Below are 13,099 nucleotides of genomic sequence, written 5' to 3'. Positions count from 1 at the left end.
GGGCCGATGGAGGTCCGGTGACCAGCGTGGCGGAGAGATCCGGTGGGGAAGGCGGCTCCGTCGTCCCCGCACCGGCTGCCGTCGATGCCGGGGCCGTGGGGCTGTGGGAGCGGATCGCCGAGCTGGAGGACCGCTCCCGATTCGACGACGACGGCTTGGAGGAGCGGGCCGAGCAGGCTCTCGCCGACGCTCGCGAGGTCGGGACGGCCGAGCTGGAACAGCGCGCCCGGCTGGTCCAGGCCGACCTGGTGCGGCGCCGCGGCAACATCGCCGAGGCAGGCCGGCTGGCCCGGGAGATCCAGCGCTGGGCTGCCGACCGCGGCTTCCGCTGCCTCCTGGCGCGCAGCCACTTCGTGCTGGCCGCGGTGTTCCAGGAGCTGGGCGATCTCTCCCTGGCGCTGGAGAACGCCGTCCGCGCCGTCGAGCTGCTCGACGAGGACGTCCGGCCCCAGCAGCGGATCGACCACCACGCCCGGCTGGCCGACTGCCTGGGGCTCAACGGCGACCTCGCCGCGCGGGAGCGCTACGACCACGTGCTCCAGCTCGCCGACGAGATCGGCGACGTCGACCGGCAGGTGCTGGTGCTCAACAACCGCTCCTACTGCGAGATCCTCTCCGGTCACTTCGAGGAGGCCCTGGTCTGGAGCACGAAGCTGCAGGACCTCGCGGCACGGCACGGCGTCCCCCTCCGAGTCGGTCGGCTGGACACCGTCGGCCGCGCGCTGCTGGAGCTGGACCGGCTGGAGGACGCCGAGGCCGCACTGCTGCCCGGTCTGCACCCGGAGGTCCTCGACGCCTCGCTGGACGGTGACGCAGGCGCGGACTTCCTGCTGACCCTCGCCGAGGTCCGCCGCCGCCGGGGGCACCTCGACCGGGCCCGGGACAGCCTCGACGAATGCCTGCGCCGCTGCGAGCGGTATGGGCTGACGTCCATCCGCGTGCGCGCCCGCCGGGAGAAGGCCGAGCTGCACGCCGCCGCCGGGGACTTCCGGGCCGCGTACGAGGAGCACCGGCAGTACTCCGACGAGCTCGTCGAGCTCCAGTCGGCCGAGCGCGACGCCCGGGCCCGGGCGTTGCAGGCCATGTACGAGACCACCGAGGCCCGCCAGCAGAGCCGGCGGTACCGCGAACTGTCGCTGCGCGACCCGCTCACCGGCCTCTACAACCGCCGCTACGTGGACGACGAGCTGCCGCGCGTGCTGGCCGCGCACCCCGGCGAGGTGACGGTGGCGCTGCTGGACCTCGACCACTTCAAGCAGATCAACGACACGTGTTCGCACGAGGTGGGCGACCGGGTGCTGCGCACCGTGGCGGAACTCCTCCAGGCACACGGCCGTCCGGACTCCGGCCCGAGCGGCGCGTTCGTCGCCCGGCTCGGCGGGGAGGAGTTCCTGGTCGTGCTGACCGGCACGGACCCCGCCACCGCGACGCGGCACCTCGAGGACCTCCGCCGGGCCATCGCGGAGCACCCGTGGGGAGAGCTGACCGGTGGCCTGCCGGTGACCGTCAGCATCGGCACGGCCGGCGGCGGCGCCACCGCGGCGGATGCGCTCGGCCGGGCCGATGCCGCCCTGTACACCGCCAAGCGGCGGGGTCGGGACCGCGTCGTCGCGTCCTAGGTCCCGTCCCGCCGCGCGACGGTCAGACCGGTTCGACGCCGAACACCCCGGCCAGCCGCTCGATCTTGCGCGCGCGGGCGAGCCGGGGCAGGTCGCTCCCGTCGCGGATCACCTGACCGCGGGCGTCGAAGTCGGCGAGGAAGTCCCGCGCCCACGCGACGTCGGAGGGGGCGGGGCTGATGACCTCGTTGATGACCGGCAGCTGCTCCATGTCCAGGCACAGCTTCCCGGTCAGCCCCAGGGAGACGGTGACCGCGGACTGCTCCCGGAGCACCGGGAGGCTGCTGCTGACCGTGGGGCCGTCGATCGGGCCGGGGAGCCCGCCGATGCGGCTGGCCACCACCAGGCGCGAGCGGGGGTAGGCCATGGCCAGGTCGTCGGCGCTCGTGCCGGTGTCGCGGCGGTAGTCCCCGCTGCCGAAGGCCAGCCGGAACGCACCGCGGGCGCGGGCGATGTTCACGGCCTCCTCGATGCCGAGCGCGGACTCGACCAGGGCCAGGACCGGCGTCGCGCCGCCGAGGCGGTCGAAGGTCTCGGTCACGTGCTCGGCGGCCTCGGCCTTGGCCAGCATCACGCCCAGCAACCCCGGCACCCCGGCGAGCGCGGCGACGTCGTCGGCCCAGAACGGGGTGGAGTGGTCGTTGATCCGCACCCAGGCGCTGTTGCCCTCCTGGGACAGCCAGGCGATCACCCCGTCGCGGGCCTCGCCCTTGTGCGCCGGATCGACGGCGTCCTCGATGTCCAGCACCACCTGATCGGCTCGCGACGCGTGCGCTCCGTCGAACAGCTCCGTGCGGGCGCCGTTCACCAGCAACCAGGAGCGGGCGTCCTCGGGGCCGACCCTTTTGCTTCTCACCACCGGTCCATCCTCGTACGGATCCGCTCCCGGCACCGCCCGGCGCGCCCGCGCCGATCCGTTCGGATGACCTGACCGGTCCCCGCACGCAGGTGTTCCCCGGTCCCCCTCGGGTACGCCGGGCAGGCACGGACGACCCCGAACGAGAGGAGCAGACGTGACCGAGGGAGACCTGGAGCAGACCGGCACCGGCGACGCCGCCAAGCGCATCGGCCAGGCGCCGACGACCACCGATGTCACCGACCCGGAACGCTCGTCCCGCAACACCGCCGCCGGCTCCGGTTCCGAGCCCGGCGAGGGCCCCGTGCAGCCCGCGGCCGACGAGGGCGTCGACCCCTCGGCGAGCATCGAGCCGCACAACGAGGGCCTGGCCTGAGCCCGCGGCCCGTCGCCGGCTCCCCTCGGGGGCGGGCGACGGGCCGCCGTCAGACCCCGGCCACCCGGGGGGCGACCTCGGTACCCAGCAGCTCGATGCCGCGCAGCAGGTCCTCGTGCGCCAGCCGCGGGTTGGTCATCTGCAGGGCCACCCGGTCCACGCCCCCCAGTTGCTCGGACACCCGCAGCAGCTTGGCGGCCACGGTCTCCGGGTCGCCCATGAAGAAGGCGCCGTCGGGCCCGCTGGTCGCGTCGAACTGCGCCCGGGTCGGGGTGGCGAAGCCCCGCTCCCGGGAGATCTTCGCGAACATCTCGTGCCAGCCGGGATAGATCGTGTCCGCCGCCGCCTGGGTGCTCTCCGCGACGAACCCGAACACGTGCAGCCCGACCTGCAGCGCCTCGGGCGGGTGCCCGGCGTGCTCACCAGCCCGCCGGTACAGGTCCACCAGCGGGGCGAACTGCCGCGGCTCGCCACCGATGACCGCCACCATCAGCGGCAGCCCGAGCAGCCCCGCCCGGGCGAAGGACTCGGGGGTGCCGCCGACGCCGACCCAGATCGGCAGCGGGTCCTGCAGCGGGCGCGGGTACACCCCCTGACCGGTCAGGGCCGGCCGGTGCTTCCCCGACCAGGTGACGTGCTCGGACGCCCGGATGCGGAGCAGCAGGTCCAGCTTCTCGGCGAACAGCTCGTCGTAGTCGGCGAGGCTCAGCCCGAACAGCGGGAACGCCTCGGTGAACGACCCGCGGCCCACCACGAGGTCGATCCGGCCCCGGGAGATCAGGTCGAGGGTGGCGAACTGCTGGAAGACCCGGACCGGGTCGGCGGCGCTGAGCACCGCGACCGCGCTGCCGAGGCGGATGCGGGAGGTGCGCGCCGCTGCGGCGCCGAGGATCACCGGCGGCGCGGAGTCGTAGTACTCGCTGCGGTGGTGCTCCCCGATGCCGAAGGAGTACAGCCCCACCCGGTCGGCGAGCTCGATCTCCTCCAGCAGGTGGGCCATCCGCTCCTCCGGGCCGATCAGCCGCTCGGTGCGCGGGTCGGTGACCGCCGCGACGAAGCTGTCGACGCCGACGTGCATGGCCTTCCTCCAGGAGTTCGGTCGGGGGCGGGGCCGGGTGGTCCCGCCCCCCAGTCAACACCGCGGCCGCGCGGGGCGCGCCCGCTCGGCGGGGTGCTCCTCCCCAGCACCGCGTCCCACGTCAGCCGCGCCGCCGCCCGGCGGTCGACGACGATCGCGTCACCGGCCTCGGCGGGCGCGTCCCCCAGCCCGGCGAGGTACCGGCGCCACCGACGCTCGTGGCGCCGCATCCGGGCGTCGGGCAGGGTCCGGCCGCGGGCCCGCTGTCCCTCCTGGGCGAGCTCGGAAGGCACGTCGAGGAGCACCAACCGCACCGACCGGCCGGCGCTGCGGGCCGCCCCCAGCACCGCCGCCCGCCATCCGGGGCTGGTCCAGGGATCGGTGAGGACGACGACGGGCGACCCGCCGGCGACATGCCGGAGGACCCCCCACCGGTGCACCAGGTGCACCCACGGGCGGAGCAACCGGTAGGGCACGCCGATGTCCGTGCCGCGGATCCGGGCCGCGACGTCCTCGGAGTCCAGGGCGGTGAGGGCACCGCCACCGTCGTGGGCGAGCAGCCGCCGCAGCAGCGTCGTCTTCCCGCTCCCCGGCAGCCCGGCGACGACGATCAGGCTGGTCCCGGTCACCGGATCACCCCCGCGCCCCGTGCTCACCATGCCGCCTCCTCCGTCAGCCGGGGCCGACGGTGCGCTGCGGACCTCCCGTCGGCGTGTGAGCCGGCTGGGGAGCGGCTGTGCGTCTCCCGGGAGCCGGGCTAGCGGGAGACGCGAACCGACGCCGACGTGAGCGTGCAGGGACAGCGTGTGTCGGTGCCCGTGGACACCGCCGCGCTCGGGGACCTGGCGCGGCGGCCGCCCTACCCGGGTGTCCGCCGTGCGACGGACTTCCCGCCCCACCGCGCCACGGGCCAGGCGAGGACGGCGGTGACCGCGGCGAGGGCCGCTACACCGAGGACGGCGGTCCGCAGGCCCGCGGCGCCGGCCAGCGCACCGACGTACACCGGCCCCAGCACGAAACCCAGGTAGGCAGTCGCCGCGACGGCGGAGGTGGCCCGGCCGCGGAGCTCCGGCCGGATGTTCCGGAGCGCCTCGCGGAGCAGCGTCGGGAAGAGCACCGACGTGCCCGCCGCGGCCAGCGCCAGCCCGGCGAGGGCGGGAACCGGCGTCGTCGAGCGGGCCAGCAGCAGCGTTCCGGCGGCCGCCGCGACCGCGCCGCCGGTGAGCACCGGCGCGGGGGGCAACCGGCCTGAGGCGCCGGCCGCGAACCGGGTCAGGGCTGAGACCCCGGCGAAGACCGCCGGTGCGGCGGCGGTCAGGCCGCCGGCGACGGAGATCTCGTCGGCCAGGAAGACGGCGCTCCACGACTGGTGGGCGTTCTCCACCGCGAAGGCCAGCGCCCCGACCAGCCCCGTGCCGACGAGCGGCAGTGCCCACGACGGCGCGCGACCGGCAGCCGGTGCGTCGGGGGGCGAGGAGCCAGCGGCGGGCGTGAGCCGCACGGTCCACAGCGAGCGCGCGGCGACGAGCGCGACGAGCACGACGAGCGCGAAGGCGACGCCCACGGGTGTTCCCGCCGCCTCGAGACCGCCGGTGACCAGCGCACCGGCCACCACGGCGGTCGAGAAGACGCCGTGGGCACGGGTCAGCACCGGCCGGCCCGCGGCGCGCTCGGTCGCCCCGGCCACCGTGTTGACGCCGACGTCGGCGGCTCCGGAGGTCGCCCCCAGCAGGAGCAGCAGCGCCGCCAGCGAGCGCAGGTCCGCCGCAGCGGTCGCCACGGCCACCCCGCTCGCCGCCATGAGCACGAGCGCGATCCCGGCCACGCGGCCGCCGAACCGGTCCACCGCCCGGCCGGCGAGCAGCATCGCCGGCAACGCGCCGGCCCCGATGCAGAGCAGCGCCGCGCCCAGCTGAGCCTCCCCCACGCCGGTCGCGTCCCGCACGGCGGGGAGGGCCGCCCCCCACGTGCCCCACAGCGCACCGAAGGCCGTGAAGCCGAGGTAGGCCGATCGGGCGGTGGGGGACGTGGCGAGTTTATCGATACACACATGGCTAGACTAACCGCGTGGCAGGCAGACCGACCATGTCCGACGTCGCCCGTGCGGCCGGCGTCTCGGTGATGACGGTCAGCTACGCCTACAACCAGCCCGGCCGGGTCGCGCACGCCACCCGGGAGCGTGTGCTGCAGGCCGCGACCGCCCTCGGCTACGCCGGCCCCGACGCCGCCGCCCGCAACCTCCGCCGCGGCCGTGCCGGCAACCTCGGCGTCGTCCTCGGCGAGCACCTCACCTACGCCTTCGCCGATCCGCAGGCCACGGCCTTTCTCGCAGGGATCGCAGAGGTCTGCACCGGGCACGGACTGGGGCTCACGCTGATCCCGACCACCGGAGGACCCGCCGACGTGCAGCGCGTCCGGGAGGCCGCCGTCGACGGCTTCGTCGTCTGGACGACCGTCGACGACGACCCGGTCCTGGCCGCGGTCGCCGCCGCCCACCGCCCGGCCGTCGTACACGGCGGACCGGCGGTCGACGGCATCCACCTGGTGACGATCGACAACCGGGCCGCCGCGGCAGCCATCGGGACGGTAGGGCTGCGGGGCTCGACCCGTCCCGCGGTGCTCTCCTTCCCCCTCGACCGACGGCGCGAGCCGGGCCTGGTGCTCGGACCGGACCCCGGGGCCGCGGCGTTCCCGGTCACCCGCGACCGACTGGCCGGCTACCGCGACGCGGTCACCGCCGCCGGCCTGGACTGGGCCGGCGTCCCGGTCGTGGTACTGGCCCGGAACGACCCCGCCGAGGCCGGACGGGCGGTCGGGCGGTTGCCGGCCGCCGCGGACGCCGTGCTCGCCATGGGCGACCAACTCGCACTGGCCGTGCTGCGCGCCACCGCTCGGGCGGTCCCCGGCCAGCTCGCCGTCACGGGGTGGGACGACTCCCCCGGCGCGGCCGCCGCCGGGCTCACCACCGTGCGGCAGTCGCTGCAGGATCAGGGCCGGCGCTGCGCCCGGCTGCTGGTGGGCGACGCGCCCGGCCCGGAGCCCACGTGGACGGTGGTCGAGCGCACCACCACCCGCTGAGCGGTCAGCCCGCGGGCGGGACCACCCGGTCCAGCCAGGCCAGCAGGTCGGCGATGACCTCGTCCCGGTTGGTCTCGTTGAACACCTCGTGCCGGGCACCGGGGTACGCCCGCAGCGTCACGTCGCGCACCCCGGCCTCGCGCAGCCGGTCGACGAGGACCTGGACGAGCGCCAGCTGCCCGTTGAGCGGGTCCGCATCCCCGACGGCGACGTACACCGGCAGGTCGCCCCGGATGCCGCGCAGCCGCTCGGGGTCGGCCAGCTGCCGCCCCGACAGGAACATCTGCCTGCTGTCCGCGGCGGCCAGGCCGAACCCGCACCGCGGGTCGGCGACGTAGGCGTCGACCTGCGCCTCGTCGCGGGAGAGCCAGTCGTAGTCGGTCCGGGCCGGCGCGAACGGCGCGTTGAACGCCGAGAGGTCCGTCGGTCCGTCGAGGTCGACGGCGGGCTCGAGCAGGTCCAGCACCGTCGTCCCGGTGAGCACCAGGGCGGCAAGGTCGGCGGAGTGGTCGAGGACGTACTGCTGGGCGGCGAAGGAGCCCATGCTGTGGCCCAGCAGCACCAGCGGGACGTCCGGCAGGTCGGCGCGCACGTGCGCGGTGAGCCGACCGATGTCGCGCACCAGCTCGTCCCAGCCGCCAAGGCCGAGCTCTCCCCAGTGGCCGTCCTGCGCGGTGGCGCCGTGCCCGCGGTGGTCCTGGCCGACCACCACCCAGCCGGCGCCGGTCAGCGCGGCCGCCAGCGGTTCGTAGCGCAGCAGGTGCTCGCCCATCCCGTGGGTCAGCTGGACGATCCCGCGCGCGGGACCGGCGGGGTCCCACCGGTAGGCGGTGACGCGGACGTCGGAGGCGGAGTCCAGGGAGAAGGTCTGATCCGGCATGCCGGGAGGCTACGGGTGCCCGCGGGCCGGCTCAGCTCGACTCGGCGATCCGCTTGATCGCCGCGAGGGTGGCGGGGATGCCCTCGTGCGCCTGCCGGGTGCGGAGGGCGATCTGCTCGTCGGCCCGCTCCCCGTAGCGCTCGGCGAAGAGGGCCAGCCCACCGGGCAGGAACTCCCACGACTCGGTGAGCTCCGTCCCGCCGGCGACGGGGGCGAGCGTGAAGCTCCAGTGCACCAGGTTGCCGCCGACGACCCAGGCGAACTCCCGGCCGCGGTCGGCCACCACCACCTGCGAGCGCGTCTCCCAGGTCCGGTCCGGGGTCACGTTGCGCCCGCTGAACCAGTCCCCGACCGCGCCCGACGCACCCTCGTCCCACCAGCACTCCCGGCAGACGGGGCTCCACTCCCCGGTGCGGGTCACGTCGGAGACCAGGTCGTACAGCTCCTCGGGCGACGTCGCGACGGTGATCGACCGGGAGTGGCGCAGCTCGCTCATCGGCGCAGTCTCGCAGGCGCCATGCGTGGTCGCGCGGGCCCGCCGGGTATGCGCGCCGCGTGGAAGAGCTGCTGCAGGACGTCGTGGACGTGCTCGTCGTCGTCGTGGAGGCCTGCGGTGCCGCCGTGATCATCATCGGCGCCGTCTGGGCGTTCATCCGGTTCGCCTGGGCCGGCCTGCGGCACCGCGACGTGCACGGCTTCGTGCCGGTCCGGCTGACGCTGGGCCGCTTCCTCGCCCTGGGGCTGGAGTTCCAGCTCGCGAGCGACGTCCTGCGCACCGCCGTGGCACCCAGCTGGGAGGAGATCGGGCAGCTCGCCGCCATCGCGGCCATCCGGACGGCGCTGAACTACTTCCTCGGCAAGGAGATCGCCGAGGAACGCCGCGAGGTCGCGGAGGACCGCGAACGGTCCGGGCGGGGATCGGACCACGCCGCGTCGCCGCAGCACACGGCCGGGACGGCGCCGGACCGTCGGGGGCGGCCGGGGTGAACGCCTGGCTCGCCACGGTCACCGGCCTGGCCGCGCAGGTGGTCGTCGTGCTCGCCCTGCTGTCCGGCGCGCTGGTGCTGGCAGTGACCCGTTCGCCGGCTCCGGCGCTCGCGATCACTCTCGACCACCTCGTCGCGGCCGGGCTGCTCCGGCTGGCCGGCGAGCCGAGCTGGCAGGCGATCATGACGGCCGCGGTGGTGATCGCGATCCGGCACCTGGCCGGCTACTCCCTGCGCCACGGGGCCGCGTCGTGGCGGAAGGGGCCGGGCCCCCGTGCCGGCCGGTCGCCCCTGACCCCGCGGCGGCTGCAGGACGAGGTGCACCGCGCCCTGCACCCCGCCTGGCGGCGGTGACACCGTCGTCCTGGGGCACCTGTGGGCCACGACCCGGCTCCCCTGACCCGGTCCGCGGTCCCGGGGGTCAGGACCGCCCGGGCTCCGCCGACGCCGGCGTCTGCCCGCCCTCCAGGTCGCCCTCGGTGTCGAGGTAGGCCTGCTGGAGCTCGGCGAGCAGCGCCGGATCCGGCTCGGCCCACATCTTCCGGTCCACCGCCTCGAGCAGCCGCTCGGCGATCCCGTGCAGCGCCCACGGGTTGCTCGTCTCCAGGAACTCCCGGTTCTCCGGGTCGAGCACGTAGGTCTGGGCCAGCTTCTCGTACATCCAGTCGGCGACCACACCGGTCGTGGCGTCGTAGCCGAACAGGTAGTCCACGGTCGCGGCGAGCTCGAAGGCGCCCTTGTAGCCGTGCCGTCGCATGGCGGCCAGCCACTTGGGGTTGACCACCCGGGCGCGGAACACCCGCGCGGTCTCCTCGGACAGCGACCGGGTGCGCACGTGCTCGGGCCGCGTCGAGTCACCGATGTAGGCCGCGGGCGCCCGGCCGGTGAGCGCGCGGACCGTGGCCACCATCCCGCCGTGGTACTGGAAGTAGTCGTCGGAGTCGGCGATGTCGTGCTCGCGGGTGTCGACGTTCTTGGCCGCGACGGCGATCCGCCGGTACGCGGCCTCCATGTCCGGCCGCGCCTGGACGCCGTCGAGGTCGCGGCCGTAGGCGTAGCCGCCCCAGACGGCGTAGACCTCGGCGAGGTCGGCGTCCCCCCGCCAGTTGCGCGAGTCGATCAGCGGCAGCACCCCGGCCCCGTAGGCGCCGGGCTTCGAGCCGAACACCCGGGTGGTGGCCCGCCGCCGGTCGCCGTGGGCCGCCTCGTCCGCGTCCACGTGCGCCTTCACGTAGTTGGCGTCCGCCGGCTCGTCGAGCCCGGCGACCAGGGTGACCGCGTCGTCGAGCATGGTCACCACGTGCGGGAAGGCGTCCCGGAAGAAGCCGCTGATCCGCACGGTGACGTCGATCCGCGGCCGCCCGAGCTCGTCGAGCGGAACCGGCTCCAGCGCGGTGACCCGCCGCGAGGCGTCGTCCCACACCGGCCGGACGCCGAGCAGCGCGAGCACCTCGGCGACGTCGTCGCCGGAGGTGCGCATCGCCGAGGTGCCCCACACGGAGAGGCCGACCGAGCGGGGCCACTCGCCGGTGTCGGCGCGGTACCGGTCGAGCAGCGACTCGGCCATCGCCGAACCGGTCTCCCACGCCAGCCGGGAGGGCACCGCGCGCGGGTCGACGGAGTAGAAGTTGCGCCCGGTCGGCAGCACGTTCACCAGCCCGCGCAGCGGGGAGCCCGACGGCCCGGCGGGCACGTAGCCGCCCTCGAGCGCGTGCAGCGTCGCGTCCAGCTCGTCGGTGGTGCGCGCCAGCCGCGGCACCACCTCGTCGACGGCGAACCGCAGCACCGCGGCCACGGCGTCGTCGTCGTGGCCGAGCACCTCCCGGACGACGTCGGCCACGGCGTCGGGCGTCCACCCCCGGGCCTCCATGCCGGCGACGAGGGCCTCGGCCCGCGCCTCCACCTGGTCGGTGGCGGTGCGGCCGGCGGTGCCGTCCTCGGTCAGGCCGAGCGCCTCGCGCAGCCCGGGCAGGGCGACCGAGCCGCCCCAGATCTGGCGTGCCCGCAGCATCGCCAGGACGAGGTCCACGCGGTCCTGCCCCGACGGCGGGGTGCCGAGCACGTGCAGCCCGTCGCGGATCTGCGAGTCCTTGATCTCGCAGAGCCAGCCGTCGACGTGCAGGATCATCTCGTCGAAGTGGTCGTCCTCCGGCCGCTCGTTCAGCCCGAGGTCGGCGTCGAGCTTCGCCGCCTGCAGCAGCGTCCAGATCTGCGCGCGCACCGCCGGCAGCTTCGCCGGGTCCATGGCGGCGACGTTGGCGTGCTCGTCGAGCAGCTGCTCCAGCCGGGCGATGTCACCGTAGGAGTCCGCCCGGGCCATCGGCGGCACCATGTGGTCGACGAGCGTGGCGTGCGCCCGTCGCTTGGCCTGGCTGCCCTCGCCCGGGTCGTTGACCAGGAACGGGTACACCAGCGGCAGGTCGCCGATGGCGGCGTCGGGGCCGCAGGAGGGCGAGAGCCCGACGGTCTTGCCCGGCAGCCACTCCATGTTCCCGTGCTTGCCGACGTGCACCAGCGCGTGCGCGCCGAACACCGAGCGCAGCCACCAGTAGGCCGCGAGGTAGTGGTGGGACGGCGGCAGGTCGGGGTCGTGGTAGATCGCGATCGGGTTCTCCCCGAAGCCGCGCGGCGGCTGCACCATCACCACGACGTTGCCGGCGCGGAGCGCGGCGAAGACGATCGCCTGGTCGTCGCCGGAGCCGTCCACGAAGAGCGAGCCAGGGGCCTCACCCCAGTGCTCCACCATGGCCTCGCGCAGGTCGGCGGGGAGGGTGTCGAAGAAGCGCCGGTACTCGGAGGCATCGATGCGGACCGGGTTCCCGCTCAGCTGCTCCTCGGTGAGCCAGTTCTCGTCCTGGCCGCCGGCGGCGATCAGGGCGTGCACCAGGGCGTCGCCGTCGAGGTCGGCGACGCCGGGCAGCGCGTCGGGGCCGTCGAACGGGCCGATGTCGTACCCGGCGCCGTGCATGGCGGCGAGCAGCCGGACGACCGAGGCCGGGGTGTCCAGCCCGACCGCGTTGCCGATGCGGGCGTGCTTGGTCGGGTAGGCGCTGAGCATGACGACGATCCGGCGCTCGGCGGGTGGGGTGTGCCGCAGCCGGGCGTGGGCGACGGCGGTGCCGGCCACCCGTGCGGCCCGCTCGGGGTCGGGCACGTAGTGCGTCAGGCCGTCGGCGTCGGTCTCCTTGAAGGAGAAGGGCACGCTGATCAGGCGGCCGTCGAACTCGGGGATGGCGACCTGGTTGCCGACGTCGAGCGGCGACAGCCCGTCGTCGTCGGCGAGCCACTCCTCGCGGGAGCGGGTGAGGCACAGCCCCTGGATCACCGGCACGTCGAGCTCGGCGAGGGCACCGACGTCCCAGGCGCCGTCGTCGCCGCCGGCCTGCGCGGTCGCCGGGCGGGAGCCGCCGGCGGCCAGGACGGTGACCACCAGTGCGTCGGCGGTGCGCAGGGTCTCCAGCAGGTCGCCGGGCACGCTGCGCAGCGAGCTCACGAACACCGGCAGCGCCCGGCCACCGGCGTCCTCGATCGCGGTGCACAGCGACTCGACGAACGCCGTGTTCCCGGCCAGGTGGTGGGCGCGGTAGTAGAGCACCGCGACGGTCGGGCCGGTCCCCCGGGAGCTCCGCTCGAGCAGCCCCCAGTCGGGCGCGACCGACGGCGGCTCGAACCCCTCCCCGGTGAGCAGCACGGTGTCGGAGAGGAACCGGTGCAGCTGGGTGAGGTTGTCCGGCCCGCCCTGCGCCAGGTAGCCGTGCGCCTCGGTCGCCACGCCCATGGGCACGGTGGAGAGCTCCATGAGCTCGGCGTCGGGCAGCTGCTCACCGCCCAGCACGACGACGGGGACGCCGGAGCCCAGCAGCGGCGCGAGCACCTCCTCGTACTGGCGGCGGACGCCCAGGATGCGGACGACGACCAGCTCGCTGCCCTCCGTGAGGGCAGCCATGCCGGCGGCGTCGAGGCGGGCGGGGTTGCCCAGCCGCCAGTCGGCGCCGCTGGCGCGGGCGGAGAGCAGGTCGGTGTCGCTGGTGGAGAGCAGGGTGAACACGTGTGTGCGGCCTCCCTCGGGGTCCGCGCCCCGGGTCGTCGGGCACGGCAGCCGGAGTGTCTGGCTCGCCCCCGCTGCTCAGCGCAGCGCGGGCTCACAGTGGCGGGACCGCGCCGGGTTCGCACCGGCTTCCTCGCCGCACTGCCGTGTTGTGCCGCAGACGCTACCGGGCGGTCCC

12 protein-coding genes and 1 riboswitch are annotated in these 13,099 nt (G+C 75.3%); of the genes, 5 read left to right on the top strand and 7 right to left on the bottom strand.

The annotated features are described in order from the left end of the window. Nucleotides 1–17: 17 nt before the first annotated feature. Nucleotides 18–1,619: a diguanylate cyclase gene (locus ACI8AG_RS00520; RefSeq protein WP_456595480.1), complete on the top strand. Its 1,602-nt coding sequence runs from the start codon at nucleotides 18–20 to the stop codon at nucleotides 1,617–1,619. Between the two features lie 22 nt (nucleotides 1,620–1,641). Here ACI8AG_RS00520 and ACI8AG_RS00515 read toward each other — a convergent pair whose 3' ends face one another. Then, nucleotides 1,642–2,475 (bottom strand): HpcH/HpaI aldolase/citrate lyase family protein, encoded by an 834-nt coding sequence (locus ACI8AG_RS00515; RefSeq protein ID WP_456595479.1) that lies wholly within the window; start codon nucleotides 2,473–2,475, stop codon nucleotides 1,642–1,644. A 157-nt stretch (nucleotides 2,476–2,632) separates the two neighbouring features. On the opposite strand from ACI8AG_RS00515, the gene ACI8AG_RS00510 reads away from it, so the two are divergent. Next, the gene (locus ACI8AG_RS00510; protein ID WP_456588303.1) at nucleotides 2,633–2,851 is read left to right on the top strand and encodes a hypothetical protein; all 219 of its coding nucleotides are present in this window, start codon (nucleotides 2,633–2,635) and stop codon (nucleotides 2,849–2,851) included. 49 nt (nucleotides 2,852–2,900) lie between these two features. On the opposite strand, the gene ACI8AG_RS00505 is transcribed toward ACI8AG_RS00510, so the two are convergent. The 3 genes from ACI8AG_RS00505 to ACI8AG_RS00495 all read right to left on the bottom strand — a co-directional run bounded on the left by ACI8AG_RS00505 (nucleotide 2,901) and on the right by ACI8AG_RS00495 (nucleotide 5,979). Continuing rightward, entirely contained in the window at nucleotides 2,901–3,929 is a 1,029-nt protein-coding gene (locus ACI8AG_RS00505; protein WP_456595478.1) for an LLM class flavin-dependent oxidoreductase, read from the bottom strand. After that, the gene (locus tag ACI8AG_RS00500; protein ID WP_456595477.1) at nucleotides 3,869–4,558 is read right to left on the bottom strand and encodes an AAA family ATPase; all 690 of its coding nucleotides are present in this window, start codon (nucleotides 4,556–4,558) and stop codon (nucleotides 3,869–3,871) included. Before ACI8AG_RS00500 ends, ACI8AG_RS00505 begins: the two co-directional genes overlap by 61 nt. A gap of 230 nt (nucleotides 4,559–4,788) precedes the next feature. Then, nucleotides 4,789–5,979, bottom strand: a complete 1,191-nt coding sequence (locus ACI8AG_RS00495) for a hypothetical protein (protein ID WP_456595476.1) — start codon at nucleotides 5,977–5,979, stop codon at nucleotides 4,789–4,791. 17 nt (nucleotides 5,980–5,996) lie between these two features. Between ACI8AG_RS00495 and ACI8AG_RS00490 the strand changes: the two genes are divergently transcribed. After that, nucleotides 5,997–7,007, top strand: coding sequence for a LacI family DNA-binding transcriptional regulator (locus tag ACI8AG_RS00490; protein ID WP_456595475.1), 1,011 nt, complete (start codon nucleotides 5,997–5,999; stop codon nucleotides 7,005–7,007). Between the two features lie 4 nt (nucleotides 7,008–7,011). Here ACI8AG_RS00490 and ACI8AG_RS00485 read toward each other — a convergent pair whose 3' ends face one another. Together ACI8AG_RS00485 and ACI8AG_RS00480 are read right to left on the bottom strand one after the other, a co-directional pair. Continuing rightward, a complete protein-coding gene (locus tag ACI8AG_RS00485) occupies nucleotides 7,012–7,887 on the bottom strand; it encodes an alpha/beta fold hydrolase (RefSeq protein ID WP_456595474.1) in 876 nt (291 codons plus the stop codon). Between the two features lie 31 nt (nucleotides 7,888–7,918). Continuing rightward, a complete protein-coding gene (locus ACI8AG_RS00480) occupies nucleotides 7,919–8,383 on the bottom strand; it encodes an SRPBCC family protein (protein ID WP_456595473.1) in 465 nt (154 codons plus the stop codon). A 59-nt stretch (nucleotides 8,384–8,442) separates the two neighbouring features. Here ACI8AG_RS00480 and ACI8AG_RS00475 point away from each other — a divergent pair, with 59 nt between their 5' ends. Together ACI8AG_RS00475 and ACI8AG_RS00470 are read left to right on the top strand one after the other, a co-directional pair. Beyond that, nucleotides 8,443–8,874, top strand: a complete 432-nt coding sequence (locus ACI8AG_RS00475) for a DUF1622 domain-containing protein (protein WP_456595472.1) — start codon at nucleotides 8,443–8,445, stop codon at nucleotides 8,872–8,874. After that, complete coding sequence (locus ACI8AG_RS00470; RefSeq protein WP_456595471.1) at nucleotides 8,871–9,227, top strand: hypothetical protein; 357 nt, start codon at nucleotides 8,871–8,873, stop codon at nucleotides 9,225–9,227. The genes ACI8AG_RS00475 and ACI8AG_RS00470 overlap by 4 nt, the downstream gene beginning before the upstream one ends. Nucleotides 9,228–9,294: 67 nt before the next feature. Here the strand turns inward: ACI8AG_RS00470 and cobN are convergent, their stop codons facing one another. After that, nucleotides 9,295–12,921 (bottom strand): cobaltochelatase subunit CobN, encoded by a 3,627-nt coding sequence (gene cobN, locus ACI8AG_RS00465; RefSeq protein ID WP_456595470.1) that lies wholly within the window; start codon nucleotides 12,919–12,921, stop codon nucleotides 9,295–9,297. A gap of 54 nt (nucleotides 12,922–12,975) precedes the next feature. Next, nucleotides 12,976–13,056, bottom strand: a riboswitch (cobalamin riboswitch). Nucleotides 13,057–13,099: the final 43 nt, after the last annotated feature.

The organism is Blastococcus sp. SYSU DS0552, from assembly GCF_054050815.1.
The sequence above is the reverse complement of the archived record's forward strand: the minus strand, read 5'-3'. Positions and strand labels throughout refer to the sequence as shown.

Excerpts from the sequence above, each read along its gene's own strand:
- ACI8AG_RS00505 (WP_456595478.1), bottom strand. The coding sequence starts at position 3,929 with ATGCACGTCGGCGTCGACAGCTTCGTCGCGGCGGTCACCGACCCGCGC.
- ACI8AG_RS00485 (WP_456595474.1), bottom strand. The coding sequence starts at position 7,887 with ATGCCGGATCAGACCTTCTCCCTGGACTCCGCCTCCGACGTCCGCGTC.
- ACI8AG_RS00480 (WP_456595473.1), bottom strand. The coding sequence starts at position 8,383 with ATGAGCGAGCTGCGCCACTCCCGGTCGATCACCGTCGCGACGTCGCCC.